The sequence below is a fragment of the Paracoccus aestuarii genome (assembly GCF_028553885.1).
In the GTDB taxonomy this organism is placed as follows: Bacteria; Pseudomonadota; Alphaproteobacteria; order Rhodobacterales; family Rhodobacteraceae; genus Paracoccus; species Paracoccus aestuarii.
On record NZ_CP067169.1, the window covers coordinates 2,304,250 to 2,329,477 of the forward strand.

General features: G+C 64.5%; 24 protein-coding genes and 1 tRNA gene. 9 read left to right on the plus strand and 16 right to left on the minus strand.

What is annotated here, in order from left to right; all coding sequences use genetic code 11:
- Window positions 1-65 precede the first annotated feature (65 nt).
- The 5 genes from JHW48_RS11715 to pyk all read right to left on the minus strand — a co-directional run bounded on the left by JHW48_RS11715 (window position 66) and on the right by pyk (window position 2,936).
- Window positions 66-425, minus strand: a complete 360-nt coding sequence (locus JHW48_RS11715; protein ID WP_119886769.1) for a DUF4440 domain-containing protein — start codon at window positions 423-425, stop codon at window positions 66-68.
- A 120-nt stretch (window positions 426-545) separates the two neighbouring features.
- On the minus strand, window positions 546-905 hold the full coding sequence (rplT, locus tag JHW48_RS11720; RefSeq protein ID WP_119886768.1) for a 50S ribosomal protein L20: 360 nt from the start codon (window positions 903-905) through the stop codon (window positions 546-548).
- A 15-nt stretch (window positions 906-920) separates the two neighbouring features.
- Window positions 921-1,121, minus strand: coding sequence for a 50S ribosomal protein L35 (rpmI, locus tag JHW48_RS11725; protein WP_119886767.1), 201 nt, complete (start codon window positions 1,119-1,121; stop codon window positions 921-923).
- A gap of 112 nt (window positions 1,122-1,233) precedes the next feature.
- Entirely contained in the window at window positions 1,234-1,458 is a 225-nt protein-coding gene (locus tag JHW48_RS11730) for a hypothetical protein (protein ID WP_119886766.1), read from the minus strand.
- A gap of 32 nt (window positions 1,459-1,490) precedes the next feature.
- Entirely contained in the window at window positions 1,491-2,936 is a 1,446-nt protein-coding gene (gene pyk / locus JHW48_RS11735; RefSeq protein WP_119886765.1) for a pyruvate kinase, read from the minus strand.
- Between the two features lie 120 nt (window positions 2,937-3,056).
- Here pyk and JHW48_RS11740 point away from each other — a divergent pair, with 120 nt between their 5' ends.
- Window positions 3,057-3,797 carry an N-formylglutamate amidohydrolase gene (locus JHW48_RS11740; RefSeq protein ID WP_119886764.1) on the plus strand — a complete coding sequence of 247 codons (741 nt, stop codon included), beginning with the start codon at window positions 3,057-3,059 and terminating at the stop codon, window positions 3,795-3,797.
- A gap of 8 nt (window positions 3,798-3,805) precedes the next feature.
- Here JHW48_RS11740 and JHW48_RS11745 read toward each other — a convergent pair.
- A tRNA-Arg gene (locus JHW48_RS11745) sits at window positions 3,806-3,882 on the minus strand.
- Window positions 3,883-3,954: 72 nt separating this feature from the next.
- Between JHW48_RS11745 and JHW48_RS11750 the strand changes: the two genes are divergently transcribed.
- The 4 genes from JHW48_RS11750 to JHW48_RS11765 all read left to right on the plus strand — a co-directional run bounded on the left by JHW48_RS11750 (window position 3,955) and on the right by JHW48_RS11765 (window position 10,307).
- Window positions 3,955-5,259: a voltage-gated chloride channel family protein gene (locus JHW48_RS11750; protein ID WP_119886763.1), complete on the plus strand. Its 1,305-nt coding sequence runs from the start codon at window positions 3,955-3,957 to the stop codon at window positions 5,257-5,259.
- Between the two features lie 277 nt (window positions 5,260-5,536).
- Window positions 5,537-7,264 carry a sigma-54-dependent Fis family transcriptional regulator gene (locus tag JHW48_RS11755; RefSeq protein WP_119886762.1) on the plus strand — a complete coding sequence of 576 codons (1,728 nt, stop codon included), beginning with the start codon at window positions 5,537-5,539 and terminating at the stop codon, window positions 7,262-7,264.
- 131 nt (window positions 7,265-7,395) lie between these two features.
- A complete protein-coding gene (locus tag JHW48_RS11760; RefSeq protein ID WP_119886761.1) occupies window positions 7,396-9,192 on the plus strand; it encodes an NAD(P)/FAD-dependent oxidoreductase in 1,797 nt (598 codons plus the stop codon).
- Between the two features lie 86 nt (window positions 9,193-9,278).
- Window positions 9,279-10,307, plus strand: coding sequence for a 2,3-butanediol dehydrogenase (locus tag JHW48_RS11765; protein ID WP_272835602.1), 1,029 nt, complete (start codon window positions 9,279-9,281; stop codon window positions 10,305-10,307).
- A 208-nt stretch (window positions 10,308-10,515) separates the two neighbouring features.
- Here JHW48_RS11765 and JHW48_RS11770 read toward each other — a convergent pair whose 3' ends face one another.
- From JHW48_RS11770 to JHW48_RS11790, 5 genes are all read right to left on the minus strand, one after another.
- Window positions 10,516-10,860 carry a hypothetical protein gene (locus JHW48_RS11770; protein ID WP_205961935.1) on the minus strand — a complete coding sequence of 115 codons (345 nt, stop codon included), beginning with the start codon at window positions 10,858-10,860 and terminating at the stop codon, window positions 10,516-10,518.
- 306 nt (window positions 10,861-11,166) lie between these two features.
- Window positions 11,167-12,126, minus strand: coding sequence for an IS481 family transposase (locus JHW48_RS11775; protein WP_272835848.1), 960 nt, complete (start codon window positions 12,124-12,126; stop codon window positions 11,167-11,169).
- Between the two features lie 36 nt (window positions 12,127-12,162).
- Window positions 12,163-14,400, minus strand: a complete 2,238-nt coding sequence (locus JHW48_RS11780; RefSeq protein WP_119885613.1) for a DEAD/DEAH box helicase — start codon at window positions 14,398-14,400, stop codon at window positions 12,163-12,165.
- On the minus strand, window positions 14,400-15,986 hold the full coding sequence (locus JHW48_RS11785) for a site-specific DNA-methyltransferase (protein ID WP_119885612.1): 1,587 nt from the start codon (window positions 15,984-15,986) through the stop codon (window positions 14,400-14,402). Before JHW48_RS11785 ends, JHW48_RS11780 begins: the two co-directional genes overlap by 1 nt.
- An 80-nt stretch (window positions 15,987-16,066) precedes the next feature.
- A complete protein-coding gene (locus JHW48_RS11790; RefSeq protein ID WP_119885611.1) occupies window positions 16,067-17,554 on the minus strand; it encodes a plasmid recombination protein in 1,488 nt (495 codons plus the stop codon).
- Window positions 17,555-18,215: 661 nt separating this feature from the next.
- Here JHW48_RS11790 and JHW48_RS11795 point away from each other — a divergent pair.
- Both JHW48_RS11795 and JHW48_RS11800 read left to right on the plus strand, forming a co-directional pair.
- Window positions 18,216-18,773, plus strand: coding sequence for a hypothetical protein (locus tag JHW48_RS11795; protein ID WP_119885610.1), 558 nt, complete (start codon window positions 18,216-18,218; stop codon window positions 18,771-18,773).
- Entirely contained in the window at window positions 18,773-19,198 is a 426-nt protein-coding gene (locus JHW48_RS11800) for a hypothetical protein (RefSeq protein ID WP_119885609.1), read from the plus strand. Before JHW48_RS11795 ends, JHW48_RS11800 begins: the two co-directional genes overlap by 1 nt.
- Before the next feature lie 375 nt (window positions 19,199-19,573).
- Here the strand turns inward: JHW48_RS11800 and JHW48_RS11805 are convergent, their stop codons facing one another.
- The 4 genes from JHW48_RS11805 to JHW48_RS11820 all read right to left on the minus strand — a co-directional run bounded on the left by JHW48_RS11805 (window position 19,574) and on the right by JHW48_RS11820 (window position 22,391).
- Window positions 19,574-20,497, minus strand: coding sequence for a HEPN domain-containing protein (locus JHW48_RS11805; protein WP_147388067.1), 924 nt, complete (start codon window positions 20,495-20,497; stop codon window positions 19,574-19,576).
- Window positions 20,490-20,939, minus strand: coding sequence for a hypothetical protein (locus JHW48_RS11810; protein ID WP_147388066.1), 450 nt, complete (start codon window positions 20,937-20,939; stop codon window positions 20,490-20,492). The genes JHW48_RS11805 and JHW48_RS11810 overlap by 8 nt, the downstream gene beginning before the upstream one ends.
- Before the next feature lie 52 nt (window positions 20,940-20,991).
- Window positions 20,992-21,749, minus strand: a protein-coding gene (locus JHW48_RS11815; RefSeq protein ID WP_119885608.1) for an IS5-like element ISPaes2 family transposase whose coding sequence is annotated in 2 segments (ribosomal slippage) — window positions 20,992-21,425 and window positions 21,425-21,749 — 759 coding nt in all. Because the reading frame shifts where the segments join, the coding sequence is not laid out codon by codon here.
- 27 nt (window positions 21,750-21,776) lie between these two features.
- The gene (locus JHW48_RS11820; protein WP_119885607.1) at window positions 21,777-22,391 is read right to left on the minus strand and encodes a DUF262 domain-containing protein; all 615 of its coding nucleotides are present in this window, start codon (window positions 22,389-22,391) and stop codon (window positions 21,777-21,779) included.
- Window positions 22,392-22,833: 442 nt separating this feature from the next.
- Between JHW48_RS11820 and JHW48_RS11825 the strand changes: the two genes are divergently transcribed.
- Complete coding sequence (locus tag JHW48_RS11825; RefSeq protein WP_170152250.1) at window positions 22,834-23,034, plus strand: hypothetical protein; 201 nt, start codon at window positions 22,834-22,836, stop codon at window positions 23,032-23,034.
- A gap of 32 nt (window positions 23,035-23,066) precedes the next feature.
- Entirely contained in the window at window positions 23,067-24,788 is a 1,722-nt protein-coding gene (locus JHW48_RS11830; RefSeq protein ID WP_170152249.1) for a recombinase family protein, read from the plus strand.
- On the opposite strand, the gene JHW48_RS11835 is transcribed toward JHW48_RS11830, so the two are convergent.
- The gene (locus JHW48_RS11835) at window positions 24,693-25,115 is read right to left on the minus strand and encodes a type II toxin-antitoxin system RelE/ParE family toxin (RefSeq protein WP_119885605.1); all 423 of its coding nucleotides are present in this window, start codon (window positions 25,113-25,115) and stop codon (window positions 24,693-24,695) included. The two genes, JHW48_RS11830 and JHW48_RS11835, sit on opposite strands and share 96 nt — an antisense overlap.
- Between the last annotated feature and the right edge of the window lie 113 nt (window positions 25,116-25,228).

Consider the following 25,228-nt stretch of genomic DNA (forward strand, 5'->3'; position numbering starts at 1 on the left):
TCCCGTCAATCTGGGCGCGCGGGGGCCGCGGATCAACCGCCGCCCCTGCGCGCCCTTGTCGCGGCTCAGCCCTTGGCCTCGTGCAGCGGCACCTGGGCATGCTGGATCACGGTCCAGTCCTCGTGCCCCTTGCGCAGATAGGTCGAGGAGCAGGCGGCGGCGAATTCGGTGCCGTCCTTGCGGGCGCGGACGGTGTATCCCACGACGATCAGCCCCTCCTGCGGGCGCGAGATGGTGCGGTCGTCGAAGGAGACCTCGTCCCATTCCGGGGTGCCGGACACCGCGTCGATGGCGCCCTGCCCCTGCAGCACATGCGGCGCATGCGGCAGCGCCATGACGCATTCGTCGTCCACGCGGTCGTGATAGCGGTCCTCGCTGGCCCGCCACAGCGCATCCTCGAATTTCCAGACCCGGTCGTCATCCATGCTGCATTCTCCTGGTGATTGCAGGGGACAACGGCGCGGGGTGACGGGGGTTCCCGCCATGCGAAAGGCCCGCCCCCGGGTCGGGGGGCGGGCCCTGTCGCTGCGGTCGCGGCCCTCGGATCAGGCGGCGGCCTTGGCCTTTTCGACGATCGCGCCAAAGGCGTCGGGCTCGTTCACGGCCAGGTCGGCCAGAACCTTGCGGTCGACCTCGATCCCGGCCTTCGCCAGCAGGTTGATGAACCGCGAATAGGTCATCTCGGCATCGACCATGCGGACGGCGGCGTTGATGCGCTGGATCCACAGGGCGCGGAAGTTGCGCTTGCGGTTCTTGCGGTCGCGGGTGGCGTACTGGTTCGCCTTGTCGACGGCCTGGGTGGCGGTGCGGAAGTTGCGCGACCGCGCGCCGTAATAGCCCTTGGCTTGATCCAGGACCTTCTTGTGGCGGGCGTGGGTGACCTTGCCGGATTTAACTCGTGCCATGTTTCAGTCCTCGGATCAGCGGTTGTAGGGCATGTATTTCTTGACGATCTTGGCATCAGCGTCGGACATGACGGTGGTGCCGCGTGCGTCGCGAATGAACTTGGTCGTGCGCTTGATCATGCCGTGGCGCTTGCCGGCCTGGCCGGATTTCACCTTGCCCGAGGCCGTGAACGAGAACCGCTTCTTGGCGGCCGACTTGGTCTTCATCTTCGGCATTTTCATCTCCTTCATCAGAGTGAACGCGCGGCTCGGCAATGCCAGAAGGGCCGGCCGCACGGGTTAGGCAAGCGCGCCCTATAGGACGGCGCGCGTCGCTTGGCAAGCCCCGTCAGGGGCGCAGCCCACCCCCGGTCACGGAATCCAGCGCCGCGGGGATGGTATCGGGGCCGAAGGGCTGGGGATTGGTCCAGGCCCCCACGAACAGCAGGAATATCCCCGCCACCAAGGCCAGCGCCGCGGCGCGCGGCGGCTGCGTCTGCAGCAGCTGCACCACCGCCAGCACCAGCGACAGCAGGCACAGGGCAACCCCCGCCAACAGAAGAACATCGGACATCGCAGGCCCCCTTCAGGCTGTGAAAGCGCCGATTATTCCGGGTCGGTGGCGAAGATCAAGCGGTCATCGCAGGGCGCGATGCGCAGGATGTTCGTGGTGCCCGGCACGTTGAAGGGCACGCCTGCCATCACCACCACCTGGCGCGATTCGTCGGCAAAGCCGTAATCGCGGGCGGCGCGGGTGGCGTTGACCACCGCCTCCTTGAAGCGCGACAGGCGCGGGGTGATGACGCAATGCGTCCCCCAGGTCAGGCACATGCGGCGGGTCACCGGCTCGATCGGGCTCAGCGCCAGGATCGGCACGCGCGGGCGTTCGCGGGCGATCAGGCTGATCGTCTTGCCCGACTGGCTGAAGGCGCAGATCGCGGCCACGTCGGTCGTCTCGGCGATCTCGCGCGCGGCGGTCACGATCGCGTCGGGCACCGATGACAGGCTGGCCTTGCGCGCGGCCTCGATGATGGAGCGATAGTTCGGATCCGCCTCGACCGATCGGGCGACATTGTCCATCGTGCGCACCGCGTCGATGGGATAGCTGCCCGCCGCGCTTTCGGCCGACAGCATCACCGCATCCGCGCCCTCGTAGATGGCATTGGCCACGTCGCTGACCTCGGCCCGGGTGGGCATGGGGCTGTCGATCATGCTTTCCAGCATCTGGGTGGCCACGATCACCGGCTTGGCGGCGCTGCGGCACAGGCGGACCAGGCGCTTCTGGATCGGCGGGACGGAATGGACGGGCAGTTCCACGCCCAGATCGCCGCGCGCGACCATGATTCCGTCGGAGGCCTTCAGGATCTCGTCGAAGGCGCGCACGGCGGCGGGTTTCTCGATCTTGGACAGCACGGCGGCGCGGCCCTGGGCCAGGGCCTTGGCCTCCTCCACGTCCTCGGCGCGCTGGACGAAGGACAAAGCCAGCCAGTCGACGCCCAGCTGGCAGGCGAATTCCAGATCGGCGCGGTCCTTGTCCGACAGCGCGGCCAGGGGCAGCACCACGTCGGGCACGTTCACGCCCTTGCGGTCGCTGATCGTGCCGCCCACGGTGACGATGCAATCGGCGAAATCGGCCCCGCACTTGTCCACCGTCAGGCGGATCTTGCCGTCATTGACCAACAGCTCCGACCCCTCGATCAGGGCGGCGAAGATCTCGGGATGGGGCAGCTGGACGCGGTGGCTGTCGCCCGTCTCGGGGGACAGATCGAACCGGAAGCGGTCGCCCTCCTCCAGGTCATGGGCGCCGGCGGTGAACTGGCCCACGCGCAGCTTGGGGCCCTGCAGGTCGGCCAGCACCGCGATGGGGCGGCCCACCTCGGCCTCGATCGCGCGGATCGTGTCGAAGCGCGCGCGGTGGTCGTCATGGCTGCCATGGCTCATGTTCAGGCGAAAGACATCCGCACCGGCATCGAACAGCGCGCGGATCACCTCCTTGCTGGAGGAGGCGGGCCCCAGGGTTGCCACGATCTTCACGTTGCGATGTCGTCTCATCTTCCGTCCCCTCGGTCCCGTAGGTTTAGCGCTATCTATGCCGCAAAGCGGACCGGGCGGCAACTGGCGTCCGCGCCGTCTTCGTCGTAGAGATCATGCATCATGAAAGATGAACCGTTGATGACCGACCAACCCTTCACGATCCTCGGCGCGGACCGGCCCTCGCGCTGGCTGATCACCTGCGACCATGCGACGAACCGGGTGCCGGACTGGGTGGGGGGCGGCGATCTGGGGATCGCGCCGGGCGACATGGCGCGCCACATCGCCTTCGACGTGGGCGCGGCGGGGCTGACCGACCGGCTGGCCCGGCGCATGGACGCCCCGGCGATCCTGTCGGATTTCTCGCGCCTGGTGATCGACCCCAACCGGGGCGAGGATGACCCGACGCTGCTGATGCGGCTCTATGACGGGACGGTCATTCCCGCCAACCGCCATGCCGATCAGGCGGAACGCGAACGGCGGCTGGAGCGGCTGCACCGCCCCTATCACCGGGCCTTGGCGGCGCTGGCCGACCGGCACCCGGCGCGCTGCATCTGCGCGATCCACAGCTTCACGCCCCAGCTGCGCGGCCGCCCGCCCCGGCCGTGGCAGGTCGGTATCCTCTATTCCCATGCGGATGCGCGGCTCGGGCCCGCGATGGTCGCGGCCTGCCGGGACAAGGGCTGGGTGACAGGCGAGAACCAGCCCTATGACGGGCATCTGCAGGGCGACAGCATCGACCGCCATGCCCTGTCCCATGGCCGCCCCAACATGCTGATCGAGCTGCGCAACGACCTGATCGCCACGCCCGAGGGCCAGGCCGAATGGGCCGACCGGCTGGCCCCGGTCATCGCGCGGGTGCTGGCCGATAGCGGGCTGTGACGGTGGATTGGCGACCCCGGGACGACTCGAACGCCCAACCTAGTGATTAGAAGTCACTTGCTCTATCCAGTTGAGCTACGGGGCCGGTGCGCCCGGTGATAACGGCTTGGGGCCCATCGTGCAATGGGCCTTGCCCGGCAGGCTGAGGAACCGATCCATGACCCTTTCCCATCCCTGGCAGGCGGCGCGGCGGACGGCCTTCTGGGCCGCGCTGGTGATCCCCATGGCCATGGCCGTGGGATCGGTGGTGGCGCTGTTTCTCTGGGCGCTGGAGGCGGCGACGCGCACCCGGTTCGACCAGCCCTGGCTGATCTGGCTGATGCCGGTGGCGGGGTTCGCGATGGTCTGGGCCTATGGCCGCTTCGGCGGCCGGGCGGGCGGCGGCAACGACCTGATCCTGGACGAGATCCACCGCCCCGGCGCGGGCGTGCCGCTGCGCATGGCGCCCTTCATCCTGATCGCGACGGTGGTCACCCATCTGGTCGGCGGATCGGCCGGGCGCGAGGGGACCGCCGTCCAGATCGGCGGTGCCTTGGCCGGCGGCATGGGCCGGCGGATGCGGCTGGATGCCGACACCACGCGGCTGCTGCTGATGGCGGGGGTCGCCGCGGGTTTCGGCGCGGTCTTCGGCACCCCCCTGGCGGGGGCGATCTTCGCCCTGGAGGTGCTGGCCATCGGCCGCATCCGCCACGACGCCCTGCTGCCCGCGATGCTGGCGGCGCTGGTCGGCGACTGGACGGTGATCGCTTGGGGCGTGCCGCATGTGCATTACCAGATCAGCTTCATCCCCACCGATCCGGCGGGCTGGTTCGGGGTGGACATCCTGCTCTATGCCAAGATCGCGGTGGCGGGGGTGATCTTCGGGCTGGTGGCGCGGGCCTTTGCCGATGCCTCGCACCGGGCGCAGCGTTTCTGGGGCCGATACGTCCCCTATGCGCCGCTGCGGCCGGTGCTGGCATCGCTGATCCTGATCGCGCTGGTCTGGGCGCTGGACACGCGCGCCTATCTGGGCCTGGGCGTCTGGAGCGCAGATCCGGGCGACCCCTCGCTGGTGACTTTCTTCCAGGGCCATGTCGATTATGTCAGCTGGTTCTGGAAATTCGTCTTTACCGTCATCACCCTGTCGGCGGGCTTCAAGGGGGGCGAGGTGACGCCGCTCTTCTTCATCGGCGCCGGGCTGGGGGTGGCCTTGGGGTCGCTGATGGGGGTGCCGCCGGACCTGATGGCGGCGGTGGGGTTCGTGGCGGTCTTCGCGGGCGCCACGAACACGCCGCTGGCCTGCATCGTGATGGGGGTCGAGCTGTTCGGCGCGACCCATGCCGTGCCCATGGCGATCGGCTGCGTGCTGGCCTATGCGGCCTCGGGGCACGGGTCGATCTATGGCGCGCAGCGGATCGGGGTGCCCAAGACCCGCCTGTCGCCGCCGCCCGACCAAGATGTCGCGCTGCGCGACCGGCACTGATCAGGCGATCTATCGGCCGCAGATTTACCGAGCGTCATTGCTTCATTGCTTGCTCCATTTTTCTTAGGCTCTGTTGACAAAAGGGATTCACACCGCACCCTAGGTGCGCAGGTGCGTACCTCCAAACGGGACTGATGTGGGCATGTAAGCTCAAAAGCCACTGGCTCTGTAAAAAAGGGCTTCCGGCACCAAGAACAGGACAAAAGTCTGGTCTGCTGAAGGGCCTTCACCATGCTAGCGTGAAGTTTCGGTTCAACTTGCGCTTCGGGAGGGCGGAATGACCGATCGGCAGCACGTCAAGGAGATCGAGCAGGTGCTCGATGGCACCCAGACCGGGCGAGACAGTTTCGTGTCGGCATCCTGGCGTCGTTGTGTCGAAATTTATGGAATGGATCCGGCGCGAAACGAACCTGCCCATATCGTTACCGATGCGGAGCTGCGCGATCACCGCAAGCAGGCGGAGTGGATGATCGGAGCGGCGCGATCGAGCCTGCAGAGCCTTTTCCGGCAGGTCGCGGGACAGAACTACGTCCTGCTGCTCACTGATGCGAAGGGCGTCTGCGTCGACTTCTTCGGCGACGACCTCTTCGTGAACGACCTGCGCGGCGCCGGGCTCTATCTCGGATCAAATTGGTCCGAGGAACTTGCAGGCACCTGCGGCGTGGGCGCCTGCATTGTGACGCAGGAGCCGGTGACCATCCATCAGGACGACCACTTCGGAAGCGCGCATGTCTCTCTCAGTTGTACAGCCGCCCCGATCTTCGACAGTCTTGGTAGCTTGGCGGCTGTGCTGGACATCTCGCTGCTCCGCTCGCCGACGCCGAAGCGCAGCCAGAACCTTGCAATGAGCCTCGTCACCAACGCGGCGCGGCGGGTCGAGATGGCAAACCTCATGGCCGAAAGCCGCCGGGACTGGGTGCTGCGACTGTCGGACAGCCCGGAGTTTCTCGATGTCGATCCCGAGGCGGCGGTTCGGTTAGATGGCTCGGGGCGGGTTCTTGGCTACACACGCGGTGCGCGGCGGCTTTTCATGGAGGAAGGCAACATCCTTGGTCGGCGCATCGATGAAGTTCTTGGGCTGACGATCGACGACCTGCCGGACCTGATGCGGGATCGCCCGACCGAAGACCGCATCATCGAGTTGAGGGACGGCGGGGCGCTTTTCGGGCATGCTATTGCACCGCAGGCGCCGCGGACTGCACTGCGCAGCAGCCGGCAGGGCGGCCCGCTGGCCGGCCTTGCCGGCGACGATCCGGCGATGGAGCAGGTTCTTGCGCGGGCGGCGAAGCTGGCGCGGACTGGTGTGCCACTGCTGATCTCCGGTGAAACAGGTACCGGCAAGGCAAAGCTGGCGCGAACCATGCATATGGTCGGAACCGCTAGCGGCTTCCTGAGCCTCGACTGCGCCGGATTGTCACCCGCTGCGTTGCAACAGACTTGCGCTGGAGTGAACGGCCCGGCGACACTGGTGCTCCGCCGTATCGAGGACCTGCCAGAGGACACGGCTGGCGCGCTCGCGGCGCTTCTGGACAGCCACGCGTCCCTCAGACCCCTCTCGACCAGCTGCGTCGCCCCGGGTGCCCTCGGCCTGCCTCGCCCGCTGTTCCACCGCCTTGTCGGCGCGACGCTGAGCTTGCCGCCGCTGCGCCAGAGGCAGGATATGGGCGCACTTCTGGACCGGATGCTGCGGCGACGTGCGCCCGACGACATGCGCCTGTCACCCTCGGCTCGCGCGGCGCTGCTGGGCCGCCAGTGGCCCGGGAACCTGCGCGAGCTGGAGCAGGTGCTGGACGTCGCGATCGCCCTCTGCGAGGGGCGGGTGATCGACCTGCCCGACCTGCCGGCGCCCGTCGACGCCGGCGACGCGCCCGCCGTCGAGGAATCGCTCGAGCAAGTCATGGAAGCCTGCGGATGGAACATGTCTTTCGCTGCGCGGCGTCTCGGGGTGAACCGCTCCACGATCCTGCGCCGCCTGCGCCGGGCGGGGTTGCAGTCGCCCGTCTAGCGCGTTGCACGCCGTTGCGTCTGCAACATGCCGCGGCGCGGCGGAGGATTATCGGCCCCCAGCACGCAGCTTTCGGTAGATGGGCGACCGCGCCCCCCGCGATACTCCTCCCCAGCAGAGGAGGAGACGTAATGCTTGACTCAACGGTGACCACCCGCACGCAGGAGGTGCTGGACACGCTGAACGCCGCGCTGGCGGCGGGGGACGTGGACGGCGTCAAGGCGCTGTTCGCGGCCGACAGTTACTGGCGCGATCTCGTAGCGCTGACATGGAACCTGAAGACCGTGGAAGGCCCCGAGGGCGTCGCCGACATGCTCTCGCAGCAGCTCGAACACACGGCGCCCGGCAACTTCCAAATCCAGGCCGGGGAAATGCCCGCCGAGGAGGACGGCGTCATCACCACCTGGATCACCTTCGAGACGAAAGCCGGGCGCGGCTGGGGCCTAATGAGGCTCAAGGACGACCGGATCTGGACGCTTCTGACGGCCCTGCAGGAGCTGAAGGGCTTCGAGGAGAGCCGTGGCACGCGCCGCCCGATGGGTGCCGAGCACGGCGCCAGAAAGAACCGCACCACATGGAAGGAGAGCCGCGAGGCCGACGCCCGGCTTGGCTATGACAGCCAGCCCTATACCGTGATCGTGGGCGGGGGCCAGGGCGGCATCGCGCTTGGGGCGCGGCTGCGGCAGCTTGGGGTGCCGACCATCGTGCTCGACAAGCACGACCGGCCCGGCGATCAGTGGCGCAGCCGTTACAAGTCGCTCTGCCTTCACGACCCGATCTGGTACGACCACCTGCCCTACATCAAGTTCCCCGACAACTGGCCGGTCTTCACGCCCAAGGACAAGGTGGGCGACTGGCTGGAGATGTACACCAAGGTCATGGAGATCAACTACTGGACCCGGTCCGAGGTGCAGTCGGCGCGTTTTGACGAGACCTCAGGCACGTGGACGGTCCAGGTCAACCGCGACGGCGAGCAGGTGACGCTGCGGCCCACCCAATTGGTGCTGGCCACGGGGATGTCGGGCAAGCCGAACATGCCGCGCATTCCCGGCATGGACAACTTCAAGGGCACGATCCAGCATTCCTCGCAGCACGACGGCCCCGACGCCTGGAACGGCAAGAAGGTGGTCGTCATCGGCTCCAACAATTCGGCCCACGACATTTGCGCGGCGTTGTGGGAGGCGGATGCCGACGTGACCATGGTGCAGCGGTCCTCGACTCACATCGTCCGGTCGGACAGCCTGATGGAGATCGGGCTGGGCGCGCTTTATTCCGAGGAGGCGGTGGCGAACGGGGTGACGACCGAGAAGGCCGACATGATCTTCGCCTCGCTGCCCTACCGGATCATGCACGAGTTCCAGATCCCGCTCTACGACAAAATGCGCGAGCGCGACGCCGACTTCTATGCCGGGCTCGAGAAAGCCGGGTTCGAGCTGGACTGGGGCGATGACGGCTCGGGCCTGTTCATGAAATACCTGCGGCGCGGCTCGGGCTACTATATCGACGTGGGCGCCAGTCAGCTGATCATCGACGGCGAGGTGAAGCTGGTGAAGGGACAGGTTGACCATTTCGAGGAGGATGCGGTCGTGCTGTCGGACGGCACGCGGCTGCCGGCGGATCTGGTCGTCATGGCCACCGGCTATGGCAGCATGAACGGTTGGGCGGCCGATCTCATCAGCCAGGAGGTCGCGGACAAAGTCGGCAAGGTCTGGGGCCTCGGCTCGGACACCACCAAGGACCCCGGCCCGTGGGAGGGCGAGCAGCGCAACATGTGGAAACCCACGCAGCAGGAGAACCTGTGGTTCCACGGCGGCAACCTGCACCAGTCGCGGCACTACTCGCTCTATCTGGCGCTTCAGCTCAAGGCCCGTATGGAGGGTCTGGAGACCCCCGTCTACGGCTTGCAGCAGGTGCATCACCTGTCGTGATGCATCCGCGCCCGGCCGGTTCAGAGGCCGGGAGCATCCCAGCAGAACATTGGAGAACGACGATGAAAGCAGCACGTTGGCATGGCGTGAAGGACATCCGCGTCGAGGACGTCGGAGAGCCACGCCCGGGAGCGGGCGAGGTCAAGGTCAAGGTGGCCTGGACCGGCATCTGCGGCAGCGACCTGCACGAATACCTCGCGGGCCCGATTTTCGTGCCGGTCGATCACGACCATCCGCTGAGCCATGACAGGGCGCCGATCACCATGGGCCATGAATACTGCGGCACCGTGACTGAAATCGGCGAGGGCGTGGCGGACCTTGTCGTCGGCGACCGGGTGGCGATCGAGCCGATCTTCGCCTGCGGCACCTGCGCCGCCTGCCGGGACGGCAGATACAACCTCTGCGACTCGCTCGGCTTCGTCGGCCTGTCAGGCGGCCATGGCGGCTTCGCGGCCTTCTCGGTGGTGCCGGCGCGCATGGTCCACAAGATGCCGGACAGCCTGTCGATGGAACAGGGCGCGCTGGTCGAGCCCGCCGCCGTGGCGCTGCATGCCGTGCGGCTGTCGAAAATAAGGGCGGGCGACACGGCTGCCGTCTTCGGAGCCGGGCCAATCGGGCTTCTCGTCGTCGAGGCACTGCGCGTCGCCGGCGCAGCGCAGATCCATGTGGTAGAGCCATCAGAGGTGCGGCGGCAGAAGGCATTGGAGCTTGGCGCGACCACGGCCACGGACCCGACCTCCACCGATGCCGTTGCGCGGATCCGCGAGGCCACGGGCGGCGTGCATGTCGCCTTCGAGGTGACGGGCGTTCCACAGGTCCTGCCGCAGTGCATCGACGCGACCCGGCATGAGGGCCAGACCCTGATCGTCTCGATCTGGGAGGCCGATGCCGCCTTCCAGCCTAACACGGTTGTCCTGAAAGAGCGCCTGCTTCAGGGCACCATCGCATATCGCAACGTGTATCCAGCCGTGATGGAGCTCATGACGCAGGGCTATTTCAGGGCGGAAAAGCTGGTAACCAAGCGGATCACTCTCAATAACATCGTGGCCGAGGGGTTCGAGGCGCTGGCGGCCGAGAAATCCCATGTAAAAATCCTCGTGGAAGCGCCTGAGTGAAAGCTGCCAGGCGCGGGAGATGAACCCGCGCCCGTCCCCTGGTCCTGCCCCATCTGGGTCCTTTCGGAACAGCTTTCCATGCGGTGGGCATTGTTGCGTAAACACTCCAGCTGTAGGCAAAAATCGGGGTGCGCATCCTAGGTGCGCAGGTTCGCACCCTCTGGATGCGGATCTCACCAGCATCCGGAGTCCCCGACGACGCGGCCTCTTACGCCATGATCGAAAAGATCCTGAAGGAACGCGTTTCCACCCGGCATCCTGACCGCTGACCTCGGTCAACCTCGGCTTCGGCCTCGACCGGCAGGTCCTCATTTGTTTGAGCATCCTCCACCACAGCAAAGCGCTCGGCGACTTCCGGTGCATAGCGGCGCAGGTCCGAGCGAAGCCTTTGCAGCGCAAGGTCCTTTGTTTTCGCCTCCAGCATCACGTCGAATTCCAGGCCTTGAGCGGTCCGCATGACGGTCGCGAACTCGAACGGGTTCACGTAGTCCGCGTGCCCCGTCCAGACCGGCGGCAGCAGCACGGTCTTCAGCCGCGAGGTGGGCTTGATCACGTCCTAGGTCAGCGGCCCTTTAGCGGGCGCCGCTGATTTCGCGGCCTCGCGTTCCTTGTCGCTGACCTTGGCGACGCCGCTACTGAGCTAAAAGAGCATGGAGCATCCATAGAGTTCAAGCTGGAGGATATCGTAGATGGAAGGGTCGAAATTGTATTTGAGGCAATCCTCCAAATGACGTCTGATTTGAATGCACAAAGTGAGCGATTGCTAATTAATACCCTATGTGAATCGACCGAGAAAAGCGGCCAAGTCGTTGACGGAACGCAGGCCACATTCCCTGAAAGCATGTTTAAGATGCTAGAGCTAGGTGTTCAGTCCCGGCATCTGGTGGATCGGATTGACGATGAATCTGTCTGGCTCTGAAGTCCAGACCTTGCAGATGTATTCGTAGGGTGTGACACCGCTCAGCGTCTTGAGCCTGCGTGCGAAATTGTAGGCGGCGATGAAATCGGCGAGGTGCGTGCGCAGCTGGCTGTGGCTGTCGTAGTGGTAGCGCTTGACGGTCGCGTCCTTGATCGTCCTGTTCATCCGCTCGACTTGGCCATTCGTCCACGGGTGGTTGGGCTTGGTCAGCCGATGCTCGATCCCGTTTGCCTCGCAAATCATGTCGAACCGCATTTGCCGAGAGTAAGGAGTGTTACGGTTTCGAGGCTGCTCTGCGAACTGGATGCCATTATCGGTCAGGATCGTGTGGATGCGGTAGGGCACGACGTCCAGAAGGTGCTCCAGGAACTCCCAAGCGGTTTTCCTGTTGGCCTTTTCCGCCAATTGAACGACAGCAAATTTGCTGGTGCGATCAATGGCTACGAAGAGGAAGAGCTTGCCTTCGGCCGTCTGCACCTCGGCGATGTCGATATGGAAGAAACCTATCGGGTAGCGCTTGAACTTCGCACGCTTGGGCTTGTCCCCGCCCACGTCCGGCAGTCGCGAAATGCCATTCCGCTGCAGGCATCGGTGCAGCGCCGAGCGCGTCAGATGTGGGATAGAGGGCTGAAGAGCGTAGAGGCAGTCGTCCAACGGCAGCAGCGTATGGCGCCGAAACGCGACGATTGTTGCTTCCTCGGCCTCACTCAAGACCGTGGAGCGTGGCTCCTTCGGCCCAGTCTTACGGTCCTCAACTGTCTCGCGCTTGCGCCACTTCGCGACAGTCTTTGGGTTGATGCCGAGCTCCCGGCTCAGCTGCGCGAGCGAAGCTTGCGATCGCTGTATTGCAGCTCTGACAGCGTGCGTGGTCGTGGCGCTCCCGTGACGAACTTGTCCCATAATGCTTCCTTCCATTCCTGCGAAAGGATTGCACCATCAAACCATGGGATCAAACACAACCTTCGGTGCCGCACCTTCGTCGAGGAGAGCCGCCTGGCGCACCTGCCGGCGCGCCGCCTCTCGCTGCTCCGCGATCCGCTGCCGCAGCTTCGCCGAGAGGGCGTCCTGCCACTCCACCAGCGTCTGCACCGACATGCCGCGCCGCGACCGAAGATATGCCACCGCTGCGCTGAGCCAGCCGCGCAGTTGATCCTGCGGCAGGTCCGGCGCGCGGCAAGCGCGTTCGAGCCACTGGATCAGCGTTGCGGCCAAGTGGTCGTCGTCGACCGCGCCCAGACCAGACAGTCGCGGCTGCGTCACCGTCATCCGCGAGTAGACCAGCTTTTCGCCGTCGAGGTCGATCTGCATCACCTCGTCGGCGCGGTGGAAGCTCAAGTCAGCCTCCTCCAGGCAGGCGGAGGCTTCGCTGAGCGTCCAGTCCGACAGCTCCATCAGGCTGTCGGTGTCGGCCGGCAGGAGCTCACCACCGACTTCGGCAAACAGCAACGGGACGTCGATCACCGCGCCGCCCTCGGCAAGAGAACGGCGCTGCTCGACCTTGGCGTGGTGCTTCACCAGCGCAGCGCGAGCGACAGGGCGATCCGCCTCTGGTGCCAGCGCGATCAGCCGCTCGGCGACGGCTTCCGCCACCTCACCCTTGATGCCCGCCGAGAGCCCGCCATCGGGTGCGGGCGTCCACTCCACACCGGCTTCGGCCAGATCCCTCAGCACCCCACGCGTCTCGGCAGTATCAGCCACCGGCACCTGCCAGACCGGCTGCGGCCGCACGGGCGTCGGGTCGAACAGGACCCCCTGATTGGCGCCAAGCCCGTCTGGCTGGACCGAGCCGCGCACCTCGTCGTCGGTAAAGCCCATGCCGACCAGCTTGTCCGTCAGCGCCTCGGCCGTCTCGTTGAACTCGGGCTCTGACACATGGGCATAGGCCATGTTCAGCGCCGGGTCCTTGCGCCGCTCGGCGTAGGGCATCCGCAGCACCCGGCCGAGCAGCTGCTCGACCGCCGTGGCGCTGCGCAGCTTCTGCGTGGCGCAAAGGACATAGGCCGAGGGGCAGTCCCACCCCTCGCGCAGCGCCTGCACGGTGATGACATGGCGCGTCGGCTCGCCGGGATCGCGGAGGTTCACGCCGTCCAGCTCGCGCTGATCGCCGGTGGCGATCTTGATCCAGGCCGGCGGGACGAGTCGCTCCACCAGATAATCGCGGATCTGCTCGACCGAAGGCTCGCGGCCTTTGCGCTGCGCCTGATACAGCACGACGGGGCGGATGTGATCCTTGTCGCGCTTTGCCTTCTCCTCCAGCATCTTCTGCGTGCTGAGCGCCCCATTGACCGCCGACCGCCAATCGCCGTGCGGCCGAAGGCGGATCGGCAGCTTGATCATCTGCTCGTCCTTCAGCGCGGTCGCCGTCACGCTGCAGAGGATGTTGTTGCGGTCCTTGGGCGTCGCCGTGAACTCGATCACGGCCGCGGGACGGACGCGCGCCTGAACGTCGCGGGAGAGGCCCGTCACGGCGTTATGCGCCTCGTCGACGATCATCAGCGGGCGGTGGTGATGGAGCAGGTTCGCCAGGCTGAACTTGACGGCGCCTTCCGTCAGCAGCGGATGTTCCGCGGCCTCCTCGGCAGAAACCCGCTCCATCCCGTCCGTCGGCAGCGTCGCGAAGAACGGCTCCAGTGCCTCGTGATGGGAGTAGACCCGGCGGCCCGAGGTGTTGCCGACCCGGAACGCCTGGATCGTCGAGACGATGACGCAGGCATTCTGCGCCAGATCCGCCGGGGTCAGGATGTCGAAGGCCTCGATGTCGAAGACCCGAACCCGCCCGCCGAAGGCAGCATCCAGCCGCCGGCGATAGGCGTGGGTGCGGTCAGCAAGCGCGTCCAGCGTCTGGTCCTTGATCTGCGTCGAGGAGACGAACCACAGGACCAGCGGCTGCGGGCGCACGGCGACCTCCGACCAGAGCCGCACCGTCTCGGCAGCCAGCAGCGTCTTGCCGCCCCCCGTGCGCAGGCGCAGGCATACATAGGGCACCTCCGGCAACCCCTCCAGTGCCTGATACGGCCTTCGCGCCGGCAGCGGCGTGCCGAGCATCCGCGCCTCGCGCTCCTGGAGCGCAACCTCGCGGGCAAAGGCCTCGGCGGGACCGGCGGTGGCCCGGCTGCGGGTCAGAAACCGCTCCAGCGCATCCAGCACCGCCTGCTGATAGATCTTCAGCTCCATCACAGGCCTCCCGCGTTCAGGTCATAGGGCGTCTGGCGGAACTGCACGCCCTGCGCCTTCAGCGTCGCCGGCGACAGGCGACATGCGGTGGCGTAGACGGTCAATGTGCCGGCGAAGCCCTGCGGCAGGTGCTCTCGGATCAGCGCAAGCGTCGCCCGGGTCAGGACGTTCCCGCCCTGCGAACTGCGGTCCTTCAGGATGCCGTTGAAGAGCAGCGCCACCGCCCGGTCGGGCGCGGGCGGAGGCGCCTCGGCCTCGGGGTCCTCCGTTACCGGCGGCGGCGGGCTGATGATGCCCAGGAGCGGCGTGTCGGGCATGTTCTCCAGCGGTCGGCGGGTCTCGGTGAACCAGACATGCCGGGCAAGGTCGGCAAAGCGGACCTCGGGCGCGATCACGCCGTTCTCGTCATAGACGCGCGGGCCGAGCGTCACGAAGCGGAACCCGCCGCCGCCCTGCCAGCCGACATCCTTGCTGATGCCGCCCTGCTCGCCGTCGATCACCTTCGTCAGGCGGGTGGCACAGTGGGTGCGGGCATGATCGCCCATCTCGACACCGATCCAGCGTCGGCCCATCTTGTGGGCCACGGCCGCCGTGGTGCCGGAGCCGAGGAAGCTGTCGAGCACGAGGTCGCCAGGATTGGTGGCAATGTGGAGGATGCGTTGGATAAGCCGTTCAGGCTTTGGTGTAATAAAAATTTCGCCTTCCGAAAAAAGCCTTTTTGCTTCATCCTTGGCTTGTGCGTTATGCCCCACATCTGAGTATGTCCAAAGATTTCCTGGAACCACTCCCTGCTTAACTTCATCTAAAAAGGTTTTCTTCCGAGGGGCGTTGGACCCCCGAGGCCCCCACCAAATACGAGACTCACTATCTAGCCGCCGAAAATTCTCCTCCGAAACACTCCAGTAGCGCCCCTGCGGAGGGGTGAACTTCTTACCAGAGGGAGAAACTACCTCGTAATTTCCTTTGCTGTAAAAATTGCGGGCATGGACCGCACTATCGATCCAACGCCCTCTCGGGTCATTGTCTGGATTCTTAAAGTTCTTGTTCTGCTCCTCTCCACGCGGGAGCACATTAAACAGCATGGAATTCTTGTTTTTCGCATAGGGCAGAATGAACTCGGTCTGACCTGTGAAGTAGTGCGCTGAATTCTTGCGCGTGTAAATCATTTGCCAAGTTATGGTGTCGATAAAGTTCCTTCGCCCGAACACCTCGTCCATAACGACCTTGAGGTAATGCCCCTCATTGTCGTCGATGCTGACCCAGATGCTGCCTTCTTCGGACAGGAATTCGCGCAGCAGCATCAGCCGGGGCACGATCATTCCCAGCCATTGTGCATGTTCCAGATTGTCGTCGTAATGCTCGAAGGCCGAGCGGGTATTATACGGTGGGTCGATATAGATGCACTTCACCCGGCCAGCATAAAACGGCAGCAGCGCCTTCAGCGCCTCCAGATTATCGCCCTGAACCAGAAGGCCGTCATCGCCCTCGCCATAGGAGAGGTTCGGCTGCTCGGTCAGCAGCCGGAACGGCACCCGCGCCGCCGCCCGCCGATCCGCGTCGCCCGTCAGCCACTGCAATGTCGGCATCCTGTCCCCCGTGCTTTTTGCGTGGGGTCTAGCTCAGCCTGCGTGGCAGGGGAACAGTTCGTGACGCCGAGCGGAGACGGTTACTCGCCTTGGTTCTTCCCGCTGCGCTTGGCGTCGCGCGCCTTCATGATGCGCCACCGGGCAAGCACCTTCCGCACCTGCTCCTTGGCAGTTTTGAACGGGCCGGTGTCGATCCTGAACTCCCGGGCCATCTGCGCGAGGTCCTGCCACGCGCCGTCAATTTCGGAATGCTCGCGGGCGACCCGCGCCTTCTCCAGCGCCAGGGCAGCGTCAGCCTCCTCCCGCGCCGCCTGCCGCAGGCGCTGCCAGCCCGGCGTCAGCGCGGCTAGGAACCTGTTCCAGCCGCGCGGCGAGCGGGCGATGCGCGTCTCGACCTCCGTCGCCTCCGCACTCTCGGGCGCGGCAGGCGCCAGCGTCACAGTGTCCTGCGTCGGGTCGATTTGGCCGGTGCCAAGGGCTTCGACGGCGGCAAGGATAGCGTCCTGTTCCTCCGCCTGCTCGGCCAACCGCTGTCGCTCAGCCTCAAGCGCGGCTTCGGCTTGCGCTGCCGCCTGCTCCCGCCGGATCTCGGCGGTCTTTATCGCCTCGCGCTTTGCGGCAAGCTCAGCCTCGGCCTCCGCCGTCTTTCGCTGCTGCTCGGCCTGAGCGGCCTCAAGCGCGGCTACGGCCGCCGCTGCCGCCTGCTGCCGCCGGATCTCGGCGGCCTCAATCGCCTCGCGCTCCGCGGCTAGCGCCGCCTCCGCTTCCGCCGTCTTCCGCTGCTGCTCGGCCTGAGCCGCCTCCAGTGCAGCCCGCTCCGCGGCAAGACGCAGATCTTCCTGCTCCCGCCATTTCTTCGGGCGGACATGACGACGCGGCGGCGGCGGCGTCTCGCCGCGCGCATAGGCCGCGCGCCCCGCCTTCGCCCGCTCCTCACCCCGCTTGAGGCCCAGTGGCGCGAAGACCTTCCCGATCTCGTCCTGGAAGTGCTCGTAATCCGCGATGACGGCGTGCTTCGACGGCTGGACCATCCTGCGGCCGTCCTTGCCGGTCTCGATCGGCAGGATGACGGCGTGGATGTGGTAGGAGGTCTCGTCGAGGTCAGCGCGGGCGTGGACCAGATCGTCGCCGAAGGTCTGCTTCAGCCACGCCAGCGCGACCTCCTCGAACTGCTGCTCAAGGCCGTCGGCCTCGCCGAAGAAGCTGCTCAGGTCGCTGGCGAAGAAGTCCTTGTTCGCCGTCAGGATCATTTCGCGCATCGGGCCGTGCTCGCTGGCACGCCATGGATCGCGCGGCCCCTCGACGATGCGGTTCAGCCGCTCGGTCTTGCGCCGGCGCTTCTCGAGCGCGGCAAGCTCCTGGTTGTAGTTCTCAAAGCGGATCTCGTCGATCCGGGCAGCTGCCTCGGCGGCCCAAGTTTCGCTGCCGTGGAGCAGCTTGTTCTTGCGGGAGGGGTCGACATGACCGCAATCGCCGCCGCGCCGATGGCGATGCATCTCGAAGGTGGGAAGCTGGTGGGGCCACAGACCCTCCATGCGGCCGACGATGGCAAATTGCTGTTCTGACATGGCGGGGTCCTGACGCGGTGAGGTCAGGACATCGGAGGATCTTGTCGAGGACGGAAATCGCCGTGGAGGATCGAGGCGCAGGGACCTTACTCACTAAGCAGCCCGCGCAGTCGCCGCCTGACGGCGGCTTGGTGCTCGGGCTGCCGTTCGCCGGGGGCAAGCCCCCAGACCCCCTGCCCCGCTGGCGCGGGGCCGGGAGACGCGCCGCTCTCCCTGACCCTCTCCGGGCCTTCCGCCGGACCAGAGGGATGCGCTCACCCCTCTGGACTCCCCCGCGCAGGGGACCGCTCGCCACGCCCCCTGCACCTCCTCGGCGTCTCCGACGGCTCGGGCGTTCTGCACGCCCCGAGACCCCGGCGCCCGGAGAGGCCGCTCCACGCTCTCCCCAAGCCCCTCCCGTTCCCGGGAAGATCGTTCCGCACCTCTTCCCGAACCCATCTCCGCTCGCCTGCCCGGCGGGGTCGAGAGGGTGCGCCCTCTCGACGCTCTCCCCATCAGCGCAGGCAGGAGAGACGACATGAGGGAACGGGATGGCAGGGAGCAAGGCGCGGCCTGTTCCGTCGTGCACGCGTCCTGTGACGCGCACGACGGAACATCCCCGCCGGAGAGAGTGAGGAGATCGAGCGCGTCAGTTTCAACTTCACCAAGAGCCGAGGACACCATGCTCGACACCACCACTGCCCCGCTGCCCGCGATGACGCCCGACTGGCGCGACTGCATCGCCGTTGGCGATGTCGTCTCGTTCCGCTTCCCCTGCGCGACGGACGACGACACGCCAAAGGCGAGGCCCTGCCTGGTCCTCGACATCGAGACCATCAACGGCCAGCGCTACGCGCTGCTGGCCTATGGCACGACGGCAACGGGCGGGGCGAACCGCGGCTACGAGATCCGCGTGAGCTTTCCAGAGGCTCTGGCCTCAGCCGGCCTACACAAGCCGACCCGCTTCGTCGCGGCCCGGCGCCTGCTGGTGCCGCTCGAAAGCGCCGGCTTCGCCTGCTCCGCGATGACCGCGGCACCGGTCCTCGGCCGCCTCACCGGAGAAACCCGGGAGCGGATGCAGGCCATCCGCGCCCGCCTCCATGCGGAGCGCGACATCGCCGCCGACCGGCGCGCCTCCCGTCGCCGGTCCGTCAGCCGCCAGCCGAGCGCACCGCGGCCCCTCGTCGTGGAAATCCGCCGCACGAAGCGGCAGGCCGTCAGGAGCGGGAAGGCATCCTGATGACCGACATGACACCTGCCACCCGCTTCACCAGCCGTGTCGAAGCAGTCCTCGGCCAGTCCCGCACCATCCGTGCGATGCTCCTGGACGAGGTGGTTCCGCACCTGCCGCCGGCGAGGCGCAGCGCCGCCGAGCATGTCGCCCGGCGGCTCATCCCGAGCCGGATCTTCGCCTCCGAGACACTGCACGACCTCGACGCGCTGATCGCCCAGTTGGAGCAGGAAGCAGAAGCCGGCACCCGCACCGGATGGGAGGCAGACGACGGCCACTCCCGCGGCGGCTGGACGACAATCTGGCGCGACGAACGTGCCGCAAGCCTCACCGCATCCGCAGCTGAGTTGCGGCGCTTCCGGATGTCCATCACCACCGTCATCGACGCGCTCGAGGCGGAGCGCATCGCGAACCGCCTGATGGATGCGGAGTGAACCACCGACGGCGCCGACACCTGGCGCCGTCTCTTGAGGACCTTCGGGTCCCTCTGCCACCGGATCATCCGGCGGCAGGCGCGCCGGCGACCACTGCTCCGTCGCTGCTACGACCGAAGCCGGCGCGCCACTTCACCAGGCGAGGGAGTTGAAACTTGGCAGCAACTGCATCGCAAAGCATCGACCGCCATGTAGAACCTACCGTGCACCCATCGCGCCTGCGGCCTCATAGCCTTGCCTCAGTGTGCGTCGACTGCATGAGCGAAGAGCTAGCCATCGCCGGGCCCACCATTGATGCCGCCCTCACCTTTAACCGATAGACGCTGCCAAGCATAGCCTCACCCTTTGCTATCGGTCATCACGTGCATTGCTGCCTCATCTGATGATTTTCCAGGCGGACGCGAAACGATCCTCGCCATAGAAAATGGCACAGCACCGAGATCCCCATGCTTTCTGTAGAACAAATTGCTCTGCGCTAGGTTTATCCGGAAATGCCCTAAGCGCCCTTACTGCGCCCTTAGGATAGACTTTCCATCTATCGTCGATCCATTTTACCTTACAGAACATCACGTCTGCAGACGTCAGTGGACGCCTTCCAGACAAGATGTCATGGTCACGCCTCTCGAACGCACACAAAGCAGTTTCTAGTAAAGCATCGAAACATATCGATATGGCTATGCAGTTCTTCCTCAGCGTCTCAAGTTCGCCAACGGTTATGTTGGCGCTGGGCACGTGAGCCGCCTTGTGCCTTAACCGCGCGCTTGATTCGAACCTGCCTTTGAGATCCAAGCCTAGATCGAGCTGACCTGCCAAAGCAGTCATGTTCTGCCATGCAGAGGAAACACCAACCGCAGACAGAAATCTATTTACAGATTCTGATCCAATATTCGAGGCGTCGAACCCGAATGCGTGACGGTAGAGATTGTAGCTCTCGCTGGCAGTAGAAAAAATTGCCCCCGCAGATTCTTGCGCATAGACCTCTTTCTCCTCGGGCGACCTAATCTTCAACTGAAACGCTATCGAGCCGAAAGCTTCATAAGTAGTAGCCTTCTTCAGCTTGTCCGGAAGTTCTACGAAGGGTATCCCGCAATGCCCGATCTTGTCGAGAGCTTCCGAAGCCCTTCTTTTCACAAAATCCTCTAACGCAACAAACGCCACAACGGCCATTCCTTGGCGGAAGAGAGCTGCTACTTGATTATGCTCAACCTCAGCCGGTGACTTTTGCGCTATCGTTTCACTGGATAGGCCGAGTTCAAGAGCAGCCAGTCTTCTTATAAGCTGGCTCCTTGCCTCACTCACTGGCGAGCTCCTGCAAGAGTTGCCTCATGGTGTTCAGACGGTACTTAATGGCCGACAAGTTATTAGTGGACTGAGTAACAGATTTCACAAACTGAAGGTCGCGTCGAAAAAGCTCTTTGGTTGCCTCTCGCACTCTTTCAGGTCTATCGGCCAGAACATCAAATTGACCTGTGGATAAACAACAGCAAGCATGCATCTCTGCATCGTACATCGGCGCGATAAATTGAGAACGCCAACCGTTATCAACAGGCTTATTGAAGGCATTATCGCCCCAAAGTGTAAAGCACCGGCTTATGCTGACATGAAACGCCTCTTGAAAATCTCGAGGCCAACTTTCCTTGTTTGCTCTCATAAACTCATCCATCCCGCGGGACATGAAATTCACGTCGAGCTCGCCGAAGTTCATGTAGAGAAAGCGGAGGACCATCTCCACATCATTCATGTCCTTCGAAACGCGGCCACCCGTTAACTTTAGGCTCCAGACTCATTAAGTTTCACAGCCAGAACAAGACGGTTGCGGCGAGCATGATCGCTGAGAAGAACGTTTCCGGGCAGCGGTCATAACGGGTTGCGACGCGCCTCCAGTCCTTCAGACGTCCGAACATGATTTCGATGCGGTTACGCCTTTTGTAACGCCGCTTGTCGTATTTGACGACCTTCTTGCGGGACCTCCGTCCGGGGATGCAAACCTTTATCCCCTTGTCTTTCAAAGCGTCTCTGAACCAATCAGCGTCGTAGCCCCTGTCGGCCAGAAGCCACTCAGCCTTCGGCAGGCTGCCCAGCAGCGCCGCCGCGCCGGTGTAATCGCTAACCTGGCCGGCCGACATGAAGAACCCGATCGGCCGCCCCTTCGCATCGGCGACAGCGTGCAACTTGGTGTTCATACCGCCTTTGGTGCGCCCGATCTGGCGCCCGCGCCCCCCTTTTTCACCCCAAGGCTCGAGGCCGTGCGGTGTGCCTTGAGATAGGTCGCGTCATTCATGATCGTCTTGTGCTCGGCGCTCTCGGCGGCAAGGCCGACCATGATCCGGGCAAAAACCCCGTTATCGCTCCAGCGCTTCCAGCGGTTGTAGAGGGTTTTGGCCGGGCCGTATTCCTTCGGCGCGTCACACCACCGCAACCCATTACGATTGATGAAAATTATGCCGCTGAGGACGCGACGATCATCGACCCGGGGCTTGCCATGGCTCTTGGGAAAGAACGGTTTCAGACGCTCCATTTGGGCGTCGCTCAGCCAGTAAAGATTACTCATCGATCAGGTCTCCTTGCGGAGCCTGAATCATGCAAAGACCGTAAGATCAATGGGTCTGGAGCCTAGCGCCCTAGCAAGCAAATCATTAGTTGAAGCTTCGATAAGTCCAGCATTGAAAGGGCCGTCATAGGCAACATTCCTTATTTCCTGTGCGGTTAGACTTTCCCCACCTGTATTGAGTCGCAGAAATACTTCGTATGTTAGCTCTGGGTCTGACTGGTTCAGCAGCGTAGTAACCCGGAGGTATGGCCGCATAACTAGTCCGTTCTGGATTTCACGGGGCAGATCCCTGAACTTCAGGGTGTTGAGCTCTGGAAAACTTTCTAGGCCCTCAAGCCCAAACTCTCCACCAAGATATTGATCTATTGCAGTAAGCCTCTGCTTTCCGTCTATAACGCTATAGCTTCCAAACTCGTGTTCGGACAGGAAAATTGGTGGGACGGGAACGTTGAGAATGAACGACTCGATAAGACGAGACTGTTTCGCTCTGGGCCAACGATCACGTCGTTGATAGTGCGGATTAACGTCAACAGCTCCGCTCTGGATCATTTCGCGCATCACAGACAATGAAAAATCGGAATTTTGAATCACAAGGCTGTGCTGTGCCTCTTTGAATTTCTTGAGTATCTTACTCGACTCCATGTCAAGCTTCCCTTCGCATTGACGTTGGCTTCCGTGAAAAAAACAAACTTTTTTTGAAACGTAAAGAGTTAACTGGCGCAAGCCTATCCTCTCAAAAGTGCACGTCGTATTTCTCGCCGTGTCTCTGAAGACTCCCCTCCGATAGCGGATGGGACACCCTCTTGCCGCGCACCTTCAGATGGCACGCCGCGCCCAAATCGTTGCGAAGATAGAAGTGGTGGCCGCAGTAAGTCGCCGGCGCTATCGCCCGTTTCCAGCGACTGCGCCTTGCGGATTCGCGCTACCCTGATAGGCGCCTTAGGGTCGGAGCGTAGACTCCATGGCGGGTGGCCGACGCCCGCGGCTATGGCCGCGGGCATCTCTGCGGGTTCTTGATGCTTTCGGCGCTCCGTTCCCGGCGCGTTGCGGGGTGTTGGGGTGGCCCGAACGGAAGGAGACGCAGATGCACCTCAAGACACTCATCGACCTCATCGCCGAGCAGGCCGCAAGGGAAGCCGCGAAGCGGACAGCCGAGGACGCGCCAGGTGCAGTGCGTTCTTGCTATCCGCCCCGCGGCCGCCGGGCAATCGGGCTCTTGATGAAGATTCTCGCGATCGTGGCGCTCGCGCGGCGCGCTGTGGGCCGTTATCGTCGCATCAGCTGAGGAACATTGCCTATGCACCATGCCCCCTCCGCGTGGCGATCTACGCCCGCTACTCGACCGACCTGCAGAACCCGAACTCGGTCAAGGACCAGATCGCCAGCTGCCGTGCGCTGGCGCAGGCGAAAGGCTGGCGGGTGGTGGCGGAGTATGCCGACGAGGCGATGTCGGGCTCGCGCTCGGACCGTCCAGACTTCATGCGCCTGTCGGCGGATCTTTCCAACGGTCGCTTCGACCTGGTGGTTGCCGAGAGCCTCGATCGGATCAGCCGCTCGATGAAGGACACGGCCGAGTTCTACGCCATTGCGACCTTCAACGACATCGGTATCCACACGGTGGATGCTGGCGAGATCGACAAGCTGCGGATCGCCATCACCTCGACCATGGCCGAGATGTTCATTGACAACCTGCGCGTAAAGACGCACCGGGGGTTGGCGGCGCGCGTCAGTGGCGGCGGCTCGGGCGGTGGGCGCGCCTACGGCTACACGAAAGCGGTGCTTCAGGGCGAGGACGGGCCTGTTAGGGGACTGGTCATCGTGCCTGAGGAGGCCGAGGTCATCCTGCGGATCTTCCATGCCTACGCAGAGGGCCAGTCCCCGATGAAGATCGCCGCCGCGCTGAACCGCGACGGCATCCCGGCGCCGCGGGCGCGGTCCGGGTCCGGGCACTGGATGCAGAACACCATCAACGGCCATGTCCGGCGCGGCACCGGCATCCTGAACAACGAGCTCTACATCGGCCGGCGGGTCTGGAACCGGCTGGAGTATCGCCGCGACCCCGCCACCTCGAAGCGCGTCTCCCGCCTGCGGCCGGAGAAAGACTGGGTCTGCCAGGAGATTCCCGGCCTTCGCATCGTCCCCCAGGAACTGTGGGACGCTATGAAGGCCCGCCAGTTGGCGATGACGAAGGCGATTGCTCGGGCTGAGGGACCGGAGAGGCAGGGCCTTGGTGCGCGTGGCGCGGCCAAGCGGCGCAAATACCTGCTCTCGGGGCTGCTGCACTGCGGTGGCTGCGGCGGGGCGCTGATCGTCGCCGGCAGCGGCAACTCGAAGGGCTACTACTGCGCCAACGCCAAGCAGAAGGGCCCGGCGGTCTGCCCGGGAATGCCGGGCCTGCGCAAGGCGGCGGTCGAAGACATCGTGCTGGACGGGCTGCGCGAGGCCCTGATGAGCCGGGAAGCCGTTGCTCAGTTCCGCAAGGACTACGCCCGCCACCTGGCCGAGCAGAACCGTGGCGCCAGCCAGCGCATCTCGCGGCGCGCTGCCGCCGTCCGGAGCCTGGAGCAGAAGCGGCAAGGCTTCCGCGAGGCCATCGGAGCCGGATACGCCAACCCGTCGATCTTCGAGTGGCTGACCGACACGGAGCAGCAGCTGGCGGCGCTGCGGGCCGAGGCCGAGGCCGACGCGGGATCGGTGATCCAGCTTCCCGAAGACCTGACGGCGCTCTACAGGGCCTATGTCGAGGACCTGGCGCAGACGCTGTCGGGCAGCGATGTCGTCGGCCGTGCGTCGGACGAGCTGCACCGGCTGATCGCGCGGATCACGGTCACCTGGAACACGGAGGAGGCGCGTCACGATCTCGATCTGCAGGGCGATCTCGTGGCGCTGCTGTCGGCGGCGGACAACAAAAAAGCCGCCTCGTATGAGGCGGCTGGATCTTCGCTACGACTGGTTGCGGGGGCGCGCATTGGACACTGTTCCGTAATGTCGAGGGCATTCAATCTCCCCTACCCGGCACGGACTGCCCGATCCGCATAGAGACTGCCATTCATCATCCCCTAGATCGACTTCTCTTGATCCAGTCGGCCCACCATGGGTGACGGCATAGATGAGAACTTCTCGTGCGCCATCCTCAACCTTGAAGACAATCACACTCTTGCGTCCTGCCGGGATGGCACGGCGCCCCGGCGTAATCTCATCGCGCAAGTCGCCCTTGTGCGAAACCTCGGAAAGACTAAGGATCACAGCTTCGATCTCCGCCAGCTTTGCTGCAGCGGCAGATGCGCCCGCGTAATCCGCTATCCATCCGGCGATCTGCTCAAGATCGTCCACCACCAAAGGGTGGAAGCGTATACGATAGCTCAACGATGACCGCTCTTCGAAACACGGCGACGGACGCGGCGAAAGGCATCGCCGGCATCAATGAACTCCTCGCGCAACGTCTGAAGCCTGCTTCAGATTTCATCGGCCAAGACCCC